This is a genomic window from Variovorax sp. SG517 (genome assembly GCF_013376045.1).
GTDB lineage: Bacteria > Pseudomonadota > Gammaproteobacteria > Burkholderiales > Burkholderiaceae_C > Variovorax.
In genome coordinates this window covers 32,203-52,431 of record NZ_JABMJG010000019.1, presented here as the reverse complement: position 1 = coordinate 52,431, position 20,229 = coordinate 32,203, and the positions used below count along the sequence as shown (strand labels likewise).

Below are 20,229 nucleotides of genomic sequence, written 5' to 3'. Positions count from 1 at the left end.
CTGCTGCTAAAAGCAGCAGGTTAGGGTTATCACGTGGGTCAGATTTAGATGGAAATCACACGACCAAGTGGGTCACTTCTGGATGGAAATCAACACAGACAAGCTGAATGCAGGTCAGGTGGCTCTGATCAAGTCCACCAAGGGCTACAGCATGGATGTCTATCCTAGCCGTCGCACGTGCGGCGCACCGAGCGCCGTGGCAGAAAACACAAAGAAGAACATCGGCTTTGCGAAGCTGAGTCCGGATGGACTGAGTCTCGCGGACGCGTTCGTTCCTGGCATTCCATTTCCGGTGCCGAAGAGTGGGGCGGAGGTCATGATCAATGCGAAGGTGCACTACCGCGGCGTGGGCATCGAAATGGTGAACCAGATCGTGTATGTGTCTCCGCGCAAGGGCAGCAGCGAATGGATCAAGGTAACTGCTGACAGCTTCACCTACTTGCCGTGGGCGGAAAAGAGCAGTACGACCTTCGCAAAGGCCGATCAGATCGAGTCGTACTACACGATGAGTTATCAATCGCCGACGGCACTGGCGGGACAAGGCGCGGTCTTCGTACTGCCGGCCAATAAAGCTTCGGAAGCGTTCTACTATTTTCCTGGCCAGCGGCGCACGCGCCGGATGCCGGCCTATGCCTACGATGCGCCTCAGATCGGCTACGAGAACCAGTACAACATCGATGAAGGCTATGTGTTCAACGGCGCACTAGACCGATTCGACTGGAAGCTTGTTGGAAAGAAGGAGATGGTGATTCCTTACAACGCCTTCGGTCCATACGACTTCAAGGCCAAGGCCGATGACGTGTTGAAGCCGGACTTCATCTCCCCCACGCATCGTCGGTACGAGATGCACCGCGTCTGGGTTGTGGAGGCCACCGTCAAACCAGGATTGCGCCACTCCGCGCCGAAGCGGGAGTTCTACATCGACGAGGACAGCTGGACCTTCGTGGGCGCAGTCGACTATGACGCGCAAGGCAAGGCCTGGAAGGTTCGAGAAGGGTTTGTCATTCCTGTCTACGAAACCGGGTCTTGCGACTCGGTCGCTTTCGTCCAGCACAACTTGGCGGAAGGCCGCTACCTCATTGACGGCGCCGCCCTCGCCAACGGCACCGACATGAAATGGGTCGTCGACGGCACGGGCAACGCCCGGATGAAGCCTGACTATTACTCTGCCGAGAGTCTGCGCGCGCGCAGTGAGCGTTGATTCGAGCGGAGTAAAAGCAATGAACAACATCATCCTTCGCTCCTCGAGCCGCTCGACGCGAGTCGTTCGCTATCAGTTGGCGGCGATTGCCTTGGCAACAGGTGCCGCGCAGGCGGCAACCTTCAAAAACGCCGACGGGTCGATCCAGGGCAGCTTCGATTCAACCGTTTCGATCGGAACCGGCATTCGAACCGAATCCCCGAGCAACTCTCTGGTCTCTCCTACGTACGACAGTACGACCTTCGCGCGCACGGGCGGAGGCATCATGGGGCAATTCAGCGGCCTCAGCGACCAAGGGAACATCAATTACAAGGAGGGCAGGCCGTTCACAACGTACCTCAAGGGCACCCATGAGCTTCTGCTCAAGATGCCTTCGGAGGGCCTGTCTTTTATGGCGCGTGCCGCATGGGCTCGAGACTTCTCCGCGACCCACACGACGGGCGCGGTGAGCGGTCAGGACTTTGTGTCGGCTGTGCCGCCCAACATCCAGGGTGGTCTCTCCGCAGATGCGCGCAGAGATCTGCGGTTCAAGGCGCGCCTCCTTGACCTCTGGGTCAGCAAGACCTTCGACGTGGCGGGGCAGCAGGTCCGGGTTCGTGCAGGCAACCAGGTCATCAGTTGGGGCGAGAGCCTCTACGAGATCGGCGGCATCAACGCCACGAACGCAATCGACGTCAACCGGGCCGCTCAGCCAGGGGCGCAGGTCAAAGAGTTCGTGCTGCCAGCCCCCATGGTGAGCGTCGCTGCTGGCCTGGGCGGGGGGGTGAACGTGGAGGGCTATGTGCAGGTGGGCTGGAACAAGAGCTACTTGCCGCCTGTGGGCAGCTACTTCTCGACCTCCGTCGTCGGCGTCGGAAGCAACGCCTACGGCGTGACGACTACCCGGGCAAAAGATTCCGGTCAATGGGGACTCGCGCTGCGCTACCAGCCAAAAGGGACCGACCTGAATCTCGGCGCCTACGTGATGAACTATCACGACAAGCTGCCCCAGACGTCTCTGAGTCCTGAAGGCGCGACCATCTATCGCTACCCGGAGAATCGCCGCATGTTCGGCCTGAGTGCGAACTTTCCGGTGGGGGACTGGGCCATCGGCACCGAACTGTCGTACCGGCCGAAAGACGCGGTGCCTCTGAATCCCGCAAGCGGGTGCGTGGCCCAAGGGGGCAAATGCTGGGCGGATACCGAGCGCTATCAGTGGCATCTGACATCGCTTCTCGCACTTCAGCCTGGCAACGCCGGTCCGATTCTCAGCCTTCTCAAAGCGGATACCGCGACGCTGACGACCGAGACGGTTGTCATTGGCTATCCAAATCTCAAGTCCAGTTACGCAGGCTCTCCGATTGCTTCGGGAGGGCTGCTGTGGGGCAATGAACTGAACGATGTGGTTCAGACCGGTGCTCTGGTCACCCCCGGCTCGTCCGTAGGTACCAAGTACTCGGGCGGGATCAACGTGGATTTCAACTGGGTGTACGACGGCTCCCTGATCAAGGGCTGGCAGGTCAATCCGGGTATCTACATTCGAAGAGGCCTGTTCGGTCGAACCCCCGGGATTTCTTCCCAGTTCATGAAGGGTGTCACAGCGGTGAATTACTACGTGAACTTCATTCAGAATCCCGCGACCTGGCAGGTCAGCGCCAACTACACGCGCTTCATGGGTGGACGCACGTTGCTCGACAACCCTGTACGCGATCGTGATTTCTTCGGCATCGTTGTTTCCCGCAACTTCTAGGCCCGACGTGAAAGAGACAAGTGCAATGGCTCCCGGTGGAGCCACCGCGTCGCAGCGGTTCCTTGCAAGGATCGAAGCCATACTGTTCGCTCACCGCCGCGCCGTCCTGATCGGGCTGGCCGTCTTTACAGTGATCATGGGCTTCTTCGCCCTCAAGTTGAGGATGGATGCAGGCTTTGAGAAGCAGTTGCCGGTGGGACATGAATATGTCCAAACCTTCAACACCTACCGCAACGACTTCCTGGGAGCGAACCGCCTGACCGTCGTGGTCAAGGCAAGAGCGGGATCCATCTGGACGCCCGAAGGGCTGAAGAAGCTCAGCGACGTCACTCAGGCTCTCACGTTCTTGCCGTACATCTCTCGAAGCAGCGTGCAATCGCTGTGGACGCCGAATTCGTTCGTCAACGAGATCACCGAGGACGGGTTTCGCGCCGATCCCATCATTCCAGGGACCGTCACGCCGGACCGGCTTGATGCCGGTGCCGTCGAGGCGATCAAACGGTCGACGGCCCAGGGCGGCTACATCGGCAGCCTTGTGTCGCGCGACCAGACCAGCGCGATGATCACCGCCGACCTCAACGAGTTCGATGCCCAAGGCCAGCGGATCGACTATGTCTCTTTCGGCCGCGTGCTCGAATCCGAGCTTCGCTCCAAGTTCGAAGATCGGAACTACGAGATCCAGATCATCGGCTTCGCCAAGCAGATCGGTGACATCGCAGAGGGGGCATCATCTGTCCTCGAGTTTTGCGGGTTGGCTCTCCTTCTGACCGCGGCAGCGGTGTACTGGTACTGCCGCTCAATCAAGCTCACGCTGCTGCCGATCGCATGTTCACTGACGTCTCTGGTCTGGCAGTTTGCGACGCTGCATCTTCTGGGCTATGGCCTTGACCCACTCGGAGTCCTGGTGCCGTTCCTCGTATTCGCGATCGGCGTATCACACGGGGTTCAGCAGATCAACTTCATCGTTCGCGAGATATCGCAAGGTAAGACGACGGAACAGGCGGCGAGGTCAAGCTTTCGAGGCTTGCTCGTACCAGGGACGCTCGCCCTGGTGACGGCATTCGTATCGTTCATCACGCTGCTTCTGGTCCCCATTCCGATGGTGCGCGAACTCGCGGTGACGGCATCGCTTGGCGTCGCCTACAAGATCGTCACGAACTTGGTGATGCTGCCCATCGCCGCTTCCCTGGTTCAGGTAGACCAGGCGTATGCCGCTGGAGCCGAACGCAAGGGCGCGGAGCGGGCCCGCTGGCTTCGGTTTGTCACCCGCGTGGCCGAGCCTCGGGTTGCCTTGGTGGTTCTGCTCTCGGCCTCGGTCGTTTTGGTGGCTTCAGCCTGGGAGAGCAGGGACCGCGTCATAGGAACGCTGCAAGCCGGCGCTCCGGAACTGCGGCCGGACGCGCGCTTCAATCGTGATGCGCAATCGATCGGCGCGAGCTACGACGTCGGGCTGGACTGGCTCAGCGTCGCTTTCGAAGCGCCGCCGGATTCCTGCGACAACGTCACCATCGGGGCTTACCAGGAACGGTTTGCCTGGTGGATGCAGCCGGTCCCGGGTGTCCTTTCGGTCGTTTCGTTTTCTTCCCTTCTGCGGCAATACAACGAGGGATACAACGAAGGGAACCCGAAGATGTCGGTGGTGCCGATCGATTCCGGGAACTACTCTGCACTCGCTGTAGAGATAAGCCGGATTCCCGGAACCATGCGCAAGGACTGCAGCATGACCGCGGCTCACATCTATTTGGCCGACCACAAGGCGACCACTATCAATGGAGTCATCGCAGCGGTAAAGGATTTCCGCGCGAGATACCCGATGGATGGCGTAAAGATCCGTCTCGCGTCCGGCAATGCAGGGGTGTTGGCGGCGATCAATGACGAGATCGAGCACAGCGAACTGCCGATGATGCTGTATGTCTACGCGACGATCGTGTTGCTCGTGTTCGCTGCCTATCGGGATCTTCGTGCGGTACTCGCGTGCTGCCTTCCTCTGACGATCGGCACCTTTATCGGCTACTGGTTCATGAAGGAGCTCGATATCGGACTGACCGTCGCGACCCTCCCCGTGATGGTGCTGGCCGTCGGTATAGGCGTGGATTACGCGTTCTATATCTACAACCGCCTGCAGTTGCATCTTGCGAAAGGACTCGGAATCGTCGAAGCGTTCGAGCACGCAATTCTGGAGGTTGGTACTGCCACGATCTTCACCGCGATCACCTTGGCTGCTGGTGTCGTGACGTGGTCGTTCTCTTCTCTGAAGTTCCAGGCCGACATGGGCAAGCTGCTGGCTTTCATGTTCATCGTCAACATGGTGATGGCGATCACGGTGCTGCCGGCGTTTGCGGTCTGGCTGGAACGGATTTTCCCCCGACGCAGGCCGGTGCGTACGGTTGGAGCATTGGCACATTGAGCAAAGAGTCAGATATGAAATGTATTTTTCGCGCCGCTGCAGCGGTCGGTCTTGCCGTCGGCGTTGTGGTAGTACAAGCGACCGAGGCTCCCGCACTCCGCCCCACGTCGGCGATACGGACGCCAATAGCGACCCAGGCGATGATGCTTGGGGCTGCCTGGAGTGGAAAGCGCGCTGTATCCGTCGGGGCAAACGGCGTTGTGCTCCTGTCCGATGATCAGGGATCAACCTTTCGCCAGGCGCATGAGGTCCCGGTCAGTTCGACGCTCACAAGCGTGAGCTTTTCAGACGCGGCTCATGGTTGGGCTGTGGGGCATTGGGGCGTTGTGCTTTCCACGGCCGATGGCGGTGAGAATTGGAAGATCCAGAGGCTCTCGACCGACGAAGATCGGCCCCTCTTTGCCGTCCACTTCTTTGATTCCACGCATGGCGTTGCTGTCGGCTTGTGGTCTCTCGTGCTCACGACGGACGACGGGGGCAAGACGTGGGCGCCCCAGAACATGGCGCCGCCTCCGGGAGGCAAGAAAGCGGATCTGAATCTACTGGGTCTGTTCGCGGATAAGCAGGGAACCATCTATGCAACGGCAGAGCGGGGCCAGGTTCTGCGATCGACGGACCAGGGGCATACATGGACTTATCTTGATACGGGCTACAAAGGGTCGCTCTGGGCAGGCGCTGCGCTTCCTGACGGCACATTGCTCGTGGGAGGCCAGCGCGGCACTTTGATGCGCCGCAATGAAACCACTCAACAATGGCAGTTGATCGACCTTCAAAGCAAAAGCTCGGTAACTGCCATATCGGTCAATGGAAACGACGTCCTGGTCATTGGGCTCGATGGCTTGCAAGCTCATAGTCGGGACGGTGGACGGACCTTCTCGGTCGCTGTCCGCCCGTCAGGCGACTCGCTGACTGCGGCTTTGGCCACCGATGAGCGGCGGTGGATCTTGCTTTCGAAGCGTGGCGTCGTGGGAGACGTGAAGTAGATGCAGTCCCCAAAGCAGCGCTGACGAGAGACTTCGGTTACCCTGGGGACTCGGCCTTATATATTCGGTTTACATCGAGTTTTGGAGCCCGAAATCTTCAAACTGAAGCTACGGTTTCGCTGTTCGGAGATGCAAAGTCTCTGGGAGGAAGCAGCGGAGGTACGCAACTGTCGCCCTGACCGACTCGGCGAATGTCTCGTCGTCTATTCGGCCATGCGCTGAGTAGGCTCCGGCCCACAACGCGTCGCTGAACTCGGCGGAATAGCCGTAATAGCGATCAAGATGCGGAATGTCGGGCATTATAAAAACAGCATGCAAATGTTCGACGGCCTTTCGGCCAAGCGAAAAATTGGTCTCAAGATTCGTCAAACGGGTTTGCCTATGCATGATCGGACCGAGCATTACCTCCGACATGGGGCGACTGCTGTTTAACGCGTCACGTGCTTCTTTCATGCCCGTTTTTATCCAGTCTTGCCAGCTGGGATTTTTTTGAGCAATCAGAGGCGCCGTGCTCGAGATCACACGCTCGGTGAGCTTGTCATTATGTAGTCGATGCAATTCGAGGTGGACCGCTGTAATTGTGCTAAAGAGATAATGCACGGAAGCCGGTGCGATGCCGGACTGTTTTGCAATATCGTAAAGACTGAGATCCTCAATATTGGATCTTTCTAACAGTTCCTCGGCAGCCTTGATGATTGCCTGATAGCGTGCCTTGCTCCGTTCCTGCGTCGGAATGCGAGGCGTTCGAGTGGTCTCGGCCGTACGTCCTTTGCGGTGGGAGGCTTTCGGTCGCACAGATGGCGCCGGGCTCGTGTTCGGAATTTCGTCGCTCATTTCGCTAGGGCCCTGTTTTCGCATGACTCGAATAGATGGCGGGGCATCGACACGCTATAGCGGGGGAATTATTTATGCTTCAGAGCACGTTGTGCTGCACGTAAGCCCCCTCGCACGCCGGATTCCATATGAACACCGTCGTAATCGTTTCCTGCGAACGAAATCCCGCTTAGCGCTTCGACATTTTTCTTGAATTTAAGGATTTTACCGTGTTGGCCGGGGGAGAGGCGCGCGATTCCCCAGTTGTGCCGCTGGACGCGTGCCTCCTCTACCCATCCAGTGATACCTGGAAAGAAGACTTCGATTTCGTTCAGTGCCTGTTTGATGACTTCGCTGTCGGGCTTTCGGATGAGTTCAGCGGATCTGGGAAAACTGGACCATGCAGAGATGATCGCCTTGCCGCTCTTTACCAAGTGGGGAGTCTTCACTGTGTGGTTGATCGCCATGTTGAAGGCAACGTCGCGAAAGGCATGTCCGACGTATACAAACGCTTCAGTTGGGAGGGGGCGATCAAGAAAGAAGTAAACCAAAACAAAAGGAGAGTTCGGGAATTTAGAGAAAAATTCCCGCTCAGCAATTAGATCATCCGGAATGATTTCTGCTGCGCGATCCATTGGAGCAGTCAAGATTACGTGGCTTGCTTTGAGTGTTTTCCCATCTTCGAGAAGCACCGCTTCAGTGTCGCCTTTCTTCGTCAAGATTTTTTTGGCTCCAACGCCATATCGAACATCCAGTTTTTTTGCCAGATGTTCTGCAATGGATGCATTTCCCCGGCGTAGGGTCATCACCTTTGTGGTAGCTACCAGCTTCATCAAATTCAACAAAAAGTAAAAATTTGTGAATTCTGGCGTCGTGTTCGACATGGCATGTGCCGCGGGGCGCAAAACATAGTCTCGAAACCCTTCTCCGGCCCAACTGAACGCTTCAGCGGCGGTCGCATTGTCGTAAGCTGGAATATCGACAGACGACTCAAATAAGTCGAATTTTTTCGACAGCATAAGATATCGCGTGACGAACCAAGCCAAGTCTCGCGTACCTCGTGGGCCCATCAATTTGGCCAAGCCTAAATTCCCCTTGGGATAGCAAAGAGCTCCTTGCCGACTCAGGTGGCCGGCTTGATGATTTAACTGCGGCATGAGATCACCGCCAAGGCCTTCGGCTCGGATGAGTCCGAGCATATCGCGGTAGTTTGAGTGAATTCCCTGGCCGCCTGCCTCAGCTGCGTCGCCGTTTCGTTCAATTCTCACCAGCCTGCCGCCCGGCCGCTCTGATGCCTCGACAACGACCACCTTTTTGCCTGCGTTCTGAAGGGTGATGGCTGCGGTCAGGCCCGTGATGCCGGCGCCAATGACGATGTTCGTGTCACTCATGTCTTCGCTTGGTTTGTGAATGTGGAGCGCACATGCGCGCAACATGAGTTTACCTCAAAGTTGACTAACATCGGATTAATGATACAGTGACACCGCTCGAGGCTCACCTCGATGGTCGCGCCAGTCGCGCCAACTTTTCACTCACAGGAGTTCCCTGATGGCCAAGAATGAGATCCGAATTACCGAGAATCGGTTTGTTTCGCGCTCTGGAGCGAGCATCTTCTACAGAGACTTCGTGCCTCAGACCAGCACAGGAGGCGTCCCGCTCTTATGCCTGCACGGTTTCATGCGCAACTCGCGCGATTTCGAAGAATTGGGGCGAGTTCTTGCTGAGTCGGGCGTTCGAGTGATTGCTCCGGACTTGCGGGGCAGAGGCTTCTCTGCTCGGTACACGGATGTCAAGGAGTATCACTTTGATCTTCTCGTGCAAGACGTCTGGAGCCTCCTTGACCATGTCGCCGTCCACCGTGTCGCGGTTCTGGGCATCGCATTAGGAGGACTCATAAGTTTGAACATGGCGGGAGAGGCTCCTGCGCGTGTGCGTGGGATCGTCCTCAATGACATCGGGGCCGAGATCGGCTCGGCGTCCGTGAAAAGATCCGCCGGGCACGCCGAAGATGCAGACTACAGCTTCGATGTCGCATTAGCGCGGGTGAAGGATCACTTCGGCGCCCAGTACCCCGATCTAAAAGAAGATCAATGGGTAAAGCTGATGCTTCGAGCCTATCGCGAGATGACCCCTGGACGGTATGCCCGCGACTTCGATCTGCTCGTTCTGGCAGACGCTGCTCGGATGGGACGTGAGAGCCCAGATGCGTGGGACGCATATCTCGCTACGCGCGGGGTGCCCATCGCGCTGTTACGTGGTGAGCATTCCGACTTTCTTACGGTCGACACTGTCGAGCGCATGCTCGAACGCCACTCGGACACGGTGCTCACAACGGTGAAGGGCCGTGGGCACCCGCCGCTCCTCGACGAACCCGAGTCTCTTGAGGCTATTCGTGCGCTGCTTCGGAAGGCGTCCGCAGACGCGTGAAGCCTCTTGGACTCGGAATTGCCGGCCTCCTGCCAGTCGAAGGCTGCGTCAGCGGCCGCACCTGTTCACCTGACCAGAGTTCTGAATCCAGAGACCTCCGCTGTGTGACTCCGGCGGGATTGCATATCGCTCCAATCAAATATCAGTGCCTAATAAAAAGGAAAGGTTCATGAACAAATCCGTGCAATCTGAAGTGCAACGTCTCGTTTCCGACGAGGAGTGGCAACTTCGAGTCAATCTCGCGGCTTGCTATCGCTTGGTCGCCCTTCATGGCTGGAGCGATCTGGTCTTCACCCATATCAGCGCACGTATCCCAGGACCGGAACATCATTTCTTGATCAACCCCTACGGGTTAATGTTCGACGAGGTCACAGCATCGAACTTGATCAAGGTGGACCAGAACTGCAAGAAGATCATCGATTCGCCGTATCCGGTGAATCCAGCCGGCTTCGTGATTCACAGCGCGGTGCATGCCGTGCGCGAGGACATTCAGTGCGTTCTTCACACGCATACGCGCTCGGGCATTGCCGTCAGCGCTCAGAAGAACGGCATCTTGCCTATCAGCCAGCAGGCGACTTTCGTACTTTCATCGCTTGCTTACCATGACTATGAAGGAGTCGCGATTCACGACGACGAGAAGTCGCGTCTGCAGGCGGACCTGGGGAGCGCAAACTTTCTTCTATTGCGTAACCATGGTCTTTTGACCTGTGGAAGGACCATTGCCGATGCCTTCCTCGCGATGTATACGTTCGAGACTACCTGTCAAATCCAAATTGCGGCTCAATCGGGAGGTAGTGAGCTCGTCCAAGTAGACCCCAAGATCATCACGGGAGTGGCTCACGCAATGAAGGTGCAAACCGCAGGGATGGCAGGGGAGTTCGTTTGGCCGTCGCTTTTGCGCAAGCTCGATCGACTCGATCCAGGCTACTCTGCCTGAAGGAGGGCGCCTTGGCATCGACTATCACCATTCTTGGCGCGGGCTCGATCGGCGCCTTTGTCGGCGGAGCATTACTTAACGCCGGCGCCGATGTTCGCTTCATCGGTCGCAGCGCCATGGGGCAGCGGATCAAGAAGCATGGATTGCATGTCTCCGATCTCCACGGCTGGGACGTCTCGATTCCTGCCGAATCCGTCCAATTCTCGGATAGCATCGCAGGAGTCCCTCCGAGCGATCTCTTGATCGTCGCAGTGAAAAGCGCCGATACGGATGGTGTGCTGCCGGACATCGGACGCCTCGCGAAGCCGGGCTCGATAGTGGCAAGCTTCCAGAACGGGGTCGGCAACGTCCAGAAGCTTCGAGACGCGCTTCCGAATCAAATCGTTGTGGGAGCAATGATTCCCTTCAATGTCGTGCAACTTCCTGACGGTCGTTTGCACCGCGCGACACTCGGTGAATTGATGGTGGAAAGTCACGAAGCATGGCATCCCTGGCTTTCGCTGTTCTCAACTGCGCGGCTTCCGTTGACTCTCAGGACCGACTTTGTCGAGGTGCAATGGGGAAAACTCCTCCTCAACCTCAATAATCCGATCAACGCTTTGTCGGGCGAGCCGCTCCGCGCGCAGCTATCTACCCGTGGCTATCGACGCGTGTTGGCCGCACTCGTCGAGGAGGCCTTGATGGTGCTGGATGCTGCCTCGATCAAGCCTGCGGCGGTCGGCGGACTTCCATGCGAAAAAATTCCGGGTCTGCTCTGCCTGGAAGATCAGCAGTATCTGACCGCCGTTCCCGCGATCTCCGCCATGGATCCGCAAGCGAGGTCGTCGATGTGGGAGGACCTGGAAGCAGGAAGATTGACGGAAGTCGACGATCTGAATGGCGCAGTGGTTCGCCTCGCGGCCCAGTACGGGGGAACTGCGGAAACGAACAAAGCGATATGCGAACTGATACACGTCGCTGAAAGAGGAGGCGACCGGCACATGTCGCCAGACGCCCTGATTCGGGCCCTCAACCTGAGCTAGTTCTTCACCTTCATCAAATCTGCAGTTCCAGAGAGCCGCGCCCTTCGTCGGGCGGCATCGCGCCGATGAGAACGTTTGTTCGTGGACCTTGTGACCCGATGGTTCGGAATAAAGATCAGACCAAGGCTCTGTAGGGTAGCGTGCCCCTGCAAACCCCGATAAACCCACCCACACCAACTCCACCGAGGACGCACTTGCTACATCGAAGCCGATCCCACTGGTTTCACTCTGCCGAACCGTACGCACCCAGTGCACCGTTGGAGGGCGTTCTTAACGTCGATGTTTGCGTAGTGGGTGGTGGCGTTACCGGCCTCTCGACTGCGTATCACCTGAAAAAGCTGGACCAGCATGCCTCTGTCGCCCTGCTCGAGAGCGAGGTGGTGGGATTTGGTGCGAGCGGGCGAAATGCGGGGCAGTTGATTGTTGCGTTCGGCGAGAGCGACTTCAAGGCGCAAATGAGACGCCATGGCGCGGCGAAGTTACGAGAGGCGTACACCTACATTCACGAAGGTATCTCGACGATCGAAGATCTGATAAACGAGCACGACATCGCTTGCGATTATGAGCAAACGGGTTACTTCGAAATGGGACTCAGAGCCGATGGGAGTGAAACGCTTGACGAGTATCTGGCGTTTTGCCGAGGAATCGGTCAGGACTCGTTCCTCGAACCGATCTCGGAGGCGCAGGTGGCGCGGTCCTTTCAAAGCCCATACTTTGGCAAAGCCGTCTTTGATCGGCGCGGCGGTCAGTTCAATCCACTGAAGTACCTGCGAGAGCTTAAGTTCGTCGTACAGAGGTTCGGGGTGCAGGTTCACGAGAACAGTCCGGTGGTGTGTATAGAGCGCGAGCCGAGTTGCATCTCCCTGCGCACCGGAAGAGGCACCTTGCGATGCCAGAAGCTGGTGGTTGCAACGAACGCATATTCCCACCTTCTTCCCGGGCTTGAAGATCTGGGAATGATTCGGTCTCAATCGCCTGTTTTCGTCTACGCCAATGTGACCGAACCCTTGTCGGAGTCGCAATGGGGGGCCTTGAACTGGCCACGCAGAGCGGGCGTCAACCTCATGTCGAAGCTGTTCTATTCTTTTGCGCCGACTCGCGACGGCCGGTTACTTTACGTTGGTGGCTACTACGCGAGAGTCCCACAGGGCAACGAAATGTCGCTAGACATCAGCAAGGACTTTCTCACAGAGGGCCCTCGCCATCTGGCATCCTTTTTTCCCGCCCTCTCAGACCTCAGGACAGTGCAGAGTTGGGGAGGGCCGATCTCGACAACGCGGGACTTTATCCCACATGTGGGTTTGCTTGCCGATGATCGGATAGGCTATGCAAATGGATGCTGGGGTCACGGGATGCCACTAGGCACTAGCAACGGACGAACTCTTGCCGGGCTCATGCTCAATCGTCGTACAACGGATTCGGCATCATGGCTTGTGACTCGTAAAAAGATCGATTGGCCCAGTCGGATGATCGTTTCGCCGGTGGTTCGCAGCCTGAGTTCCGCCATGCGCCGCGACATTCGAAAGATTGGTCGGAAAATGCAGCCGCGACTCGTCTTTGAGAAATAGGCATGCATCTTAGGCCGACGCAATCTTGACCGGCTAAACCGCAAAGTTGGAGTAGCGAGATGGTCACCAGAACACCCGCAGTGGCGACATCGGACGGTGTGATGCGGCCAAGAAATACACCCTGTTGACCAATCTGATCTGCGGAAAAGGGCAGTACAACCGCGGCGAGTTCGGCACCGAATAGGCCGAAGCATCGGTTTGTCAATAGACTTCGCTATCCTTTTCCTCGGTTTTGTGCGGCTCTGCGATCGCGCGGGCGTCAGTTCAACCAGACCTCGGCTCTCGCACTGTGAGCTCGTGGCGCACGGCCTGTGCCAGGCCGAGCAGCGAAGGCCCGAGCTCCTGCGCGATGGCAGCGATCGACTCCTGCGTCGACAGGCTGACGTTCAGCGCGTAGATCGTTCCCTCCACCTCCAGCGGGGTGGCCAGGGCGACCACCTCGGGCTGCCACGCCGCGGCGCAGAAACCCTTCGATCGCACGTCGGCGCAGGCTTGTTTGATCTCCGACTCGATCGCCTTCCAGCGCATGCGGCGCCGTGAAAGAAGCTGCATGAGCTGCGACCGGTGCTGCGGCGCCAGCGCCGCGAGGTAGGCGCGCCCGAGCGAGGTGAGCTCCATCGGCACGCGCTGGCCGGAGACCACATGCCGTAGCGCGGCGCGTTTCGCGTAGCGGATGGATTCGAGGTAGACCATCTCCTCGCGGTCGGGCGCCGCCAGTCCCACGTTGATGTGTCGCCGCCGCGCCAGCTCGAGCATGCGCGGGGCTGCGGCCTGCAAGACGCGCGACGCGGTGCGCATGGCATGCGAGAGGCTCAGCACCGCAGGTGCCAGCCGGTAGGCGCGCTCGGCCTTGTCGAGCTGCAGCATCCCGCTGCCCACCAGGGTCTGCGTGAGCCTGCTGACCGTGGCCTTCGAGAGGCCCGTGCGCTCGGCCAGTTCGCCGTTGCCCAGAAGTTCCGAGCCAGGACGGAACGCACGAAGGATCTCGATGCCGCGCTCCAGCGAGCGGTTGGCGGGCGAGCGCCCCGGCTTGTGGTCGAGAAAGAAGCGGGCTGGATCGGTCATGGCGCTCGACGGTGAGTGTCCAAAGGTCCGGCGATCATCGCAGGGAAATTCCAAGCAGTGGAATTGCATCCCCCGAAGCCGAGCGCTTCCTCCTAAAGTCAGTGCACCCCTATGCGACGTCGCCAAGAACGTTCGCGATTGCCGGGGATTCACTACTTGGTTCTGGAGACAAACAGATCATGGCTGCTCATGGCTTGCGCCGGTTGCGCGCGCTCTTCCTTTTCTTTCTCGGCTTCATGGCCTTCAGCGCGGCGTTCGCCGCGTACCCCGACAAGCCCATCCGCTTCGTCGTGCCGTTCGCTCCGGGCGGAGGCACCGACATCATCGCCCGCACCCTGGGCGTCGAAATGTCCAAGGATCTGGGGCAGCCCGTGATCGTCGACAACAAGCCCGGCGCCGGAACGCTGATAGGCACGGACAACGTGGCCAAGAGTGCGCCGGACGGCTACAGCGTGGTGGTCGCCTCGTTCGCCCATGCCATCAATCCGGCGCTGCAGCCCAAGCTTCCGTACGGCAGCAACAAGGCCTTCGCGCCGGTCATCCTCATCGGGCGCGGCCCCAACGTGCTGGTGGTGCGTCCCGACAGCCCCTACAAGTCGGTGGCCGACCTGGTCGCCGCCGCCAAGGCCAGCCCCGGCAAGCTGACCTTCGCGTCGCAGGGGGCAGGCACCTCCGCCCACCTGGCCGGCGAGATGTTCGCCAACCTCGCGAAGGTCAAGCTCTCGCACATTCCCTACCGCGGTGCCGGTCCGGCGCTGACCGACCTGCTCGGCGGCCAGGTCGACATGATGTTCGGCACCGCCGCGGCGGTCTCCAACTTCGTCGACAGCGGCAAGCTGCGCGCGCTCGGCGTGACCACGGCCGAGCCCTCGCCGGCGCTCAAGGGCGTGCCAGCCATCGCCGCCAGCGTGCCGGGCTATGTGGTCGAAAGCTGGTATGGCCTGTACGTGCCCGCCGGCACGCCGGCGGCCGTCATCGAGCGGCTCAACGCCGCGGCCCGCAAGGCGGCGCGCGCGCCCGACTTCGTTCGCAAGATCGAGCACGAAGGCCTCGTGATCAATGCCGGCCCGCCGACGGAGCTGGACACCTATGTGCGAGCCGAGGAAGAACGCTGGGCGCGCGTCATCAAGGAAAACGGCATCAAGGCCGATTGAACGGCGGCCACCGGCCCGCCCCAGGAAGAAGAACATGACCTACACCCTCATCGACTATCAGGTGACGGACGCCATCGCGACCGTGACGTTCAACCGCCCGGACAAGCGCAACGCCATGAGCGACGACATGCGCACCGAATTCATCGACGTGCTGGAGCGCGTGACCGCCGACAAGGACATCCGGGCGATGGTGCTCACTGGCGCGGGCAAGGGCTTCTGCGCGGGCGGCGACATCAGCGGGATGCAGAAGCGCATGAACGCGCCTGCGGGAGAGGTGGGCTTCAACGGCTGGCACCGCCAGCAGCGCGTGCACCATGTGCAGGCCCTGCTTCACACCATGCCCAAGCCGGTGATTGCGGCCGTCAACGGCGCCGCCTCGGGGCTGGGCGCCGACACCGCGATGGCGTGCGACTTCGTCATCGCCAGCGAGTGGGCCAGCTTCACCTGGAGCTATGTGCTGCGCGGCATCATTCCCGACGGCGGCGGCATGTACTTCCTGCCGCGCCGCGTGGGTCTGCCCAAGGCCAAGGGATTGATCTTCACCGGCCGCCAGGTCAAAGTGGACGAAGCCCTCGCGCTCGGCATCGTCGATCGCAAGACCAGCGCGGAGACCCTTGTGGCCGACGCCCAGGCATGGGCGCGCGAGCTGTCTTCTGCGTCCTCCACCGCGCTGGCGCTGACGAAGACCATCCTCAATCAGAGCTTCGAGCTTTCCTCGCACGCCGTGTTCGCGCAGGGCAGCCAGGCGCAGGGCATCTGCTACACCAGCAGCGAGCACCGCGCCTCGGTGGAGGCCTTCCTGGCCAAGACGGCTTCGAAGGAGTGACGCCATGAACGAAGCCATCTCAAGGCTGCTTTCCCCGCGCAGCGTCGCCGTCATCGGCGCCTCAGCCGATCCGAAAAAGACCACGGGCCGGCCGGTGGCCTACCTGCAGAAGCACGGCTTCGCGGGGCGCATCATGCCGGTGAACCCGAAGGTCGAGCGCATCGGCGAACTGCAGTGCTACCCCGACATCGCGTCGCTGCCCGAAGTGCCCGACGTCGCCGTCGTGCTGCTGGGCGCGGAGCGTGCGCACATGGCCGTGAAGGAGCTCTCACAGCGCGGCTGCGCCGCCGCCATCGTGCTGGCCAGCGGCTACACCGAGACCGGCGAGGAGGGCGCGCGGCGCCAGCAGCAGCTGGTGGAGGCGGCCGGCGCGATGCGCATCCTGGGGCCGAACACCATCGGCCTCGTCAACCTCACGGACAACATCGTCCTGTCGCCGTCCGGCGCGCTGGAGATGGACGAGTTCCAGGCCGGCGGCATCGGCGTGGTCTCGCAGAGCGGCGGCATCCTGGGCTCGCTGCTGTCACGTGCCGCGGCGCGTGGCATCGGCCTGTCGAAGCTGATTTCCACGAGCAACGAGGTCGACCTGGAACTGGCCGATTTCATCGACCACCTCGCCGAAGATCCGGCCACCCAGGTGATCGCGCTCTACGTCGAGACCGTGCGCAACCCCGCCAGGTTCCGCGCCGCCTGCCTGAAGGCCGCGCGCATGGGCAAGCCGGTGGTGGCCTTCAAGATCGGCCGCTCGGAGGCGGGCGCGAAGGCCGCCGTGTCCCACACCGGCGCGATGGCGGGCGCCGACAGCATGTACGACGCGCTGTTCAGGCAGGTTGGCGTGATCCGCGCGCAGAGCTTTTCCGACCTGCTCGACATCCCTGCCGCGCTGGCCGCGGGCCGCAAGCTGCGCGGTGCGCGCGTCGCGATCCTCACCTCCACTGGCGGTGCCGGCACGCTGGTATCGGACGACCTGGGCGTGGCAGGCTTCGACACGCCCGCGCCCGACGCCGACACTGCCGATGCGCTGCGCGCACTGCAGACCGGCAGCGAAGCTGTGCTCGATCGCAACCCCATCGACGTGACGCTTGCGGGCCTGCGCCCCGACCTGCTGCGCGGCGCCATCAACGCGCTGCTGGCGAGCCCGAGCTACGACGCGCTGGTGATCATCGTCGGCTCCTCGAGCTTGGCGATGCCCGAGCTGCTGGCCGGCGCCATCCAGGAATGCCTGCCGAACTCCGACAAGCCGGTGATGGCCTATGTGAGCCCGCATGCGCCCGAAGTGGGCGCACTGCTCACGCGGCGCGGCGTGCCGGCCTTCACCGCCGCCGAGAGCTGCACGGCCGCGCTGGCCGGCATGCTGCGCGTGCAGCGCTTCGTCGCGCCTGCACAAGACGACTCGGCGCTGCCGCTGGTCGAGGCCGGCGACTTGCCCTCCGGCTCGCTCGACGAGGCGCAGGCCAAGCAGCTGTTCTCGCGCTTCGGCGTGCCCTGCGCCGCGGAACGCGTGGTCGCTTCGCCGGCCAAGGCGGAGGCTGCCGCGCGCGAGCTGGGCGGGCGCGTCGTGCTCAAGATCCTGTCGTCGCAGATCACGCACAAGAGCGACGTGGGCGGCGTCGCCGTCGGCTTGACCGCCGACACCATCGGCGAGCGTATCGGCCGCATGGCGAGCGAGGTGAAGAGCCGCACCGGCACGGATGTACAGCGCTTCCTGGTGCAGGAGATGGTGGCGGGCGGCACGGAGCTGATCCTGGGCATGCACCGCGATGCACTGGGCACGGCCATCCTGCTGGGCATGGGCGGAGTGACGGCGGAGCTCTTCAAGGACACCACCATGCGGCTGCTCGTGCAGGATGCACAGGGCCTGAAGCCGCTGAGCCGTGCCGAGGCGCTGTCGATGGCGCAGGATCTCAAGACTTGGCCGCTGCTCGACGGCTTCCGCGGCCGGCCGAAGGCCGACGTCGAGGCGCTGGTCGACGCGATCGTCGCGTTCTCGGGGATGGCCGCCCAGCTCGGCGAGCGCCTGGTCGAGGCCGAGATCAACCCCGTCTTCGTGCTGCCGCAGGGGCAGGGCGCGCGCGCCGCCGATGGGGTGGTGGTGCTGGCCTGAGCGGCCCTGGATTGCAACCGGCAAGGCGTGCGCTTTGCCGTCCCTCCCAAAGCCGGAGCGGACGGCGCTCCGCATCCGAACCCAGACTGCCCAGCTCGAATAGAGGCAGCGAACAACAGGAGACATTCATGCATCTGCTTGCTGAGCACGTTTCGTCACGCCGTGCGCTGCTGCGCTGGCTGCCCGCCGGTGCGGCCTGCGCGGCCCTTCCGTCGTGGGCCCAAGGCCAGGGCGCCGGGGGCGAGCTGGCCGCGCCAGCCTTGTCGAGCTACCGTTTCATCGTCGGCTTCGGCGCGGGCGGCGTGCCCGATGCGGCCGCGCGCCTGATCGCGGCCACCATGTCGGAGCGCTGGAAGCTGCCCGCCATCGTCGAGAACAAGACCGGTGTGGGCGGCACGCTCGCAGCCAAGGCCGTGCTGGCGTCACCCGCCGACGGCAGCACGCTGCTGAGCGTGTCGCCGGCCCATGCCACGGCCCCCGCCGTCTTCGCCAACCCCGGCTACGACACGCTTCGCGACTTCGCGCCCGTCACCATGATCGGCGACGGGCCGGCGCTCGTCGTCGCGCCGAAGAACCTGCCGGCCGCGAACCTCGCCGAAATGCTCGCGCAGGCCAGGTCTCGCCCCGGCTCGATGAGCTATTCCTCGGCAGGCGTCGGCAGCAGCTCGCACTTCGCGGCCGCACTGCTGTGCCAGCAGGCCGGCGTCGAGGGCGTGAACATTCCGTACAAGAGCGTGGGCGAAGCCATGACCGAAACCATCGCCGGACGCGTGCAGTTCCACATCGCGCCGTACGTCTCGGCGATGGGCATGGTGAAGGACGGCAGGGTGCGCGCGCTCGCCGTGACGAGCCCTCGGCGCATCGCCGAGATGCCCGACGTTCCCACCACGGCCGAGGCCGGCGTTCCAGGCTACGAATGGAGCTTCTGGTACGGCCTGCTGGCTTCCGCCAGGACGCCGGCTGCGGTCGTGGCGCAGCTCAACAAGGACATCACCGGCATCCTGAGCCTCCCCCAGGTGAAGAAGCAGCTCGAGGCGATGGGTGTGAACGTGTCGGCCGGCACTTCCTCCGAATTCGGCAGGCTGATCGAGGCCGAGGTGGCCAAGTACAAGCGCATCGCCAAGGCCGCCGGCATGGCGCCGCTGTGAGAGACACCATGAACCTTCTCGAACGCGCCGAGGGTGGCGCCATCCACTACGCCATCGACGGCACGCAGGGCCCCTGGCTCGTGATGTCGCACTCGCTGGGCTGCGACATCTCAATGTGGAACGCGCAGATGCCGGCACTGGTTGAGCGCTACCGCGTCCTGCGCTATGACACGCGCGGACACGGCCGCAGCGGCGCCGGCGACGGACCTTTCACCCTGGACACGCTGGCCGACGATACGGCCGATTTGATGGATCACCTGGGCATCGCGCAGGCCATCTGGATCGGCTTCTCCATGGGCGGAATGATCGGCCAAACGTTCGCGCTGAAGTATCCGCAACGCGTTCAGGCACTCGTGCTGGCGGACACCACCAGCGAGCACGGTGCCACGCCGCAGTCGGTGTGGGACGAACGCATCCGCGTGGCGCGCGAGCAGGGCGTGCAGCCGCTGGTGCAGCCGGCCATCGGGCGCTGGTTCACGGCGGGCTTCAAGGAGAAGCAACCCGGCGTCGTCGAAGGCGTCGCCCGGGTCATCGCCTCCACCAGCGTCGATGGATGGGCCGGCTGCTGCACAGCCATAGCCGCCGTGCACACCACGAACGAACTACACCGGATCGTCTGTCCGGCGCTGGTGATCGTGGGCGAGCACGACGTCGGGACGCCGCTGGCCGCGTCTCTGGAGATGCACCGGCACCTGCCCGAGTCCACGCTGGCGGTGATCGCCGATGCGGCGCACATGACCTGCATCGAGCAGCCCGGGCGCTTCAACCGCGTGCTGCGCATGTTCCTGGACTCTGCAACGGCGAAGGCCGCCTGAGCCACGAGGCAGCCTTCGCGGGCTGGTCGA

Annotated in this window: 16 protein-coding genes; 13 read left to right on the top strand and 3 right to left on the bottom strand. The window is 61.4% G+C overall.

Going from position 1 to position 20,229, the window contains the following annotated elements; all coding sequences use genetic code 11:
- Positions 1-82 precede the first annotated feature (82 nt).
- From FHT32_RS34090 to FHT32_RS34075, 4 genes are read left to right on the top strand one after another with little or no spacing between them, the layout of a single operon-like run.
- Entirely contained in the window at positions 83-1,201 is a 1,119-nt protein-coding gene (locus FHT32_RS34090) for a DUF1329 domain-containing protein (protein ID WP_256099276.1), read from the top strand.
- Between the two features lie 19 nt (positions 1,202-1,220).
- Entirely contained in the window at positions 1,221-2,930 is a 1,710-nt protein-coding gene (locus FHT32_RS34085) for a DUF1302 domain-containing protein (RefSeq protein ID WP_176668957.1), read from the top strand.
- A 25-nt stretch (positions 2,931-2,955) separates the two neighbouring features.
- Positions 2,956-5,337, top strand: coding sequence for an RND family transporter (locus tag FHT32_RS34080; RefSeq protein ID WP_176668956.1), 2,382 nt, complete (start codon positions 2,956-2,958; stop codon positions 5,335-5,337).
- Between the two features lie 14 nt (positions 5,338-5,351).
- The gene (locus tag FHT32_RS34075) at positions 5,352-6,320 is read left to right on the top strand and encodes a YCF48-related protein (RefSeq protein ID WP_176668955.1); all 969 of its coding nucleotides are present in this window, start codon (positions 5,352-5,354) and stop codon (positions 6,318-6,320) included.
- A gap of 108 nt (positions 6,321-6,428) precedes the next feature.
- Here the strand turns inward: FHT32_RS34075 and FHT32_RS34070 are convergent, their stop codons facing one another.
- The gene (locus FHT32_RS34070) at positions 6,429-7,154 is read right to left on the bottom strand and encodes a TetR/AcrR family transcriptional regulator (RefSeq protein ID WP_176668954.1); all 726 of its coding nucleotides are present in this window, start codon (positions 7,152-7,154) and stop codon (positions 6,429-6,431) included.
- Positions 7,155-7,222: 68 nt separating this feature from the next.
- A complete protein-coding gene (locus FHT32_RS34065) occupies positions 7,223-8,524 on the bottom strand; it encodes an NAD(P)/FAD-dependent oxidoreductase (protein ID WP_176668953.1) in 1,302 nt (433 codons plus the stop codon).
- Between the two features lie 157 nt (positions 8,525-8,681).
- Here FHT32_RS34065 and FHT32_RS34060 point away from each other — a divergent pair, with 157 nt between their 5' ends.
- The 4 genes from FHT32_RS34060 (at position 8,682) to FHT32_RS34045 (ending at position 13,087) form a co-directional block, all read left to right on the top strand.
- Positions 8,682-9,560: an alpha/beta fold hydrolase gene (locus FHT32_RS34060; RefSeq protein WP_176668952.1), complete on the top strand. Its 879-nt coding sequence runs from the start codon at positions 8,682-8,684 to the stop codon at positions 9,558-9,560.
- Between the two features lie 169 nt (positions 9,561-9,729).
- The gene (locus tag FHT32_RS34055) at positions 9,730-10,497 is read left to right on the top strand and encodes a class II aldolase/adducin family protein (protein ID WP_176668951.1); all 768 of its coding nucleotides are present in this window, start codon (positions 9,730-9,732) and stop codon (positions 10,495-10,497) included.
- Between the two features lie 11 nt (positions 10,498-10,508).
- On the top strand, positions 10,509-11,519 hold the full coding sequence (locus FHT32_RS34050) for a 2-dehydropantoate 2-reductase (RefSeq protein ID WP_218088541.1): 1,011 nt from the start codon (positions 10,509-10,511) through the stop codon (positions 11,517-11,519).
- Positions 11,520-11,776: 257 nt separating this feature from the next.
- Positions 11,777-13,087, top strand: a complete 1,311-nt coding sequence (locus FHT32_RS34045; RefSeq protein WP_176668950.1) for an FAD-binding oxidoreductase — start codon at positions 11,777-11,779, stop codon at positions 13,085-13,087.
- A 264-nt stretch (positions 13,088-13,351) separates the two neighbouring features.
- Here FHT32_RS34045 and FHT32_RS34040 read toward each other — a convergent pair whose 3' ends face one another.
- Positions 13,352-14,152, bottom strand: coding sequence for an IclR family transcriptional regulator (locus FHT32_RS34040; RefSeq protein WP_176668949.1), 801 nt, complete (start codon positions 14,150-14,152; stop codon positions 13,352-13,354).
- A gap of 236 nt (positions 14,153-14,388) precedes the next feature.
- Here FHT32_RS34040 and FHT32_RS34035 point away from each other — a divergent pair, with 236 nt between their 5' ends.
- From FHT32_RS34035 to pcaD, 5 genes are all read left to right on the top strand, one after another.
- Positions 14,389-15,306 carry a tripartite tricarboxylate transporter substrate binding protein gene (locus tag FHT32_RS34035; protein ID WP_176668960.1) on the top strand — a complete coding sequence of 306 codons (918 nt, stop codon included), beginning with the start codon at positions 14,389-14,391 and terminating at the stop codon, positions 15,304-15,306.
- Positions 15,307-15,340: 34 nt separating this feature from the next.
- Complete coding sequence (locus tag FHT32_RS34030) at positions 15,341-16,132, top strand: enoyl-CoA hydratase/isomerase family protein (RefSeq protein WP_176668948.1); 792 nt, start codon at positions 15,341-15,343, stop codon at positions 16,130-16,132.
- Between the two features lie 4 nt (positions 16,133-16,136).
- Positions 16,137-18,236: an acetate--CoA ligase family protein gene (locus FHT32_RS34025; RefSeq protein WP_176668947.1), complete on the top strand. Its 2,100-nt coding sequence runs from the start codon at positions 16,137-16,139 to the stop codon at positions 18,234-18,236.
- A 128-nt stretch (positions 18,237-18,364) separates the two neighbouring features.
- Positions 18,365-19,384, top strand: a complete 1,020-nt coding sequence (locus tag FHT32_RS34020) for a tripartite tricarboxylate transporter substrate binding protein (RefSeq protein WP_176668946.1) — start codon at positions 18,365-18,367, stop codon at positions 19,382-19,384.
- 8 nt (positions 19,385-19,392) lie between these two features.
- Positions 19,393-20,199, top strand: coding sequence for a 3-oxoadipate enol-lactonase (pcaD, locus tag FHT32_RS34015; protein WP_176668945.1), 807 nt, complete (start codon positions 19,393-19,395; stop codon positions 20,197-20,199).
- Positions 20,200-20,229 lie beyond the last annotated feature (30 nt).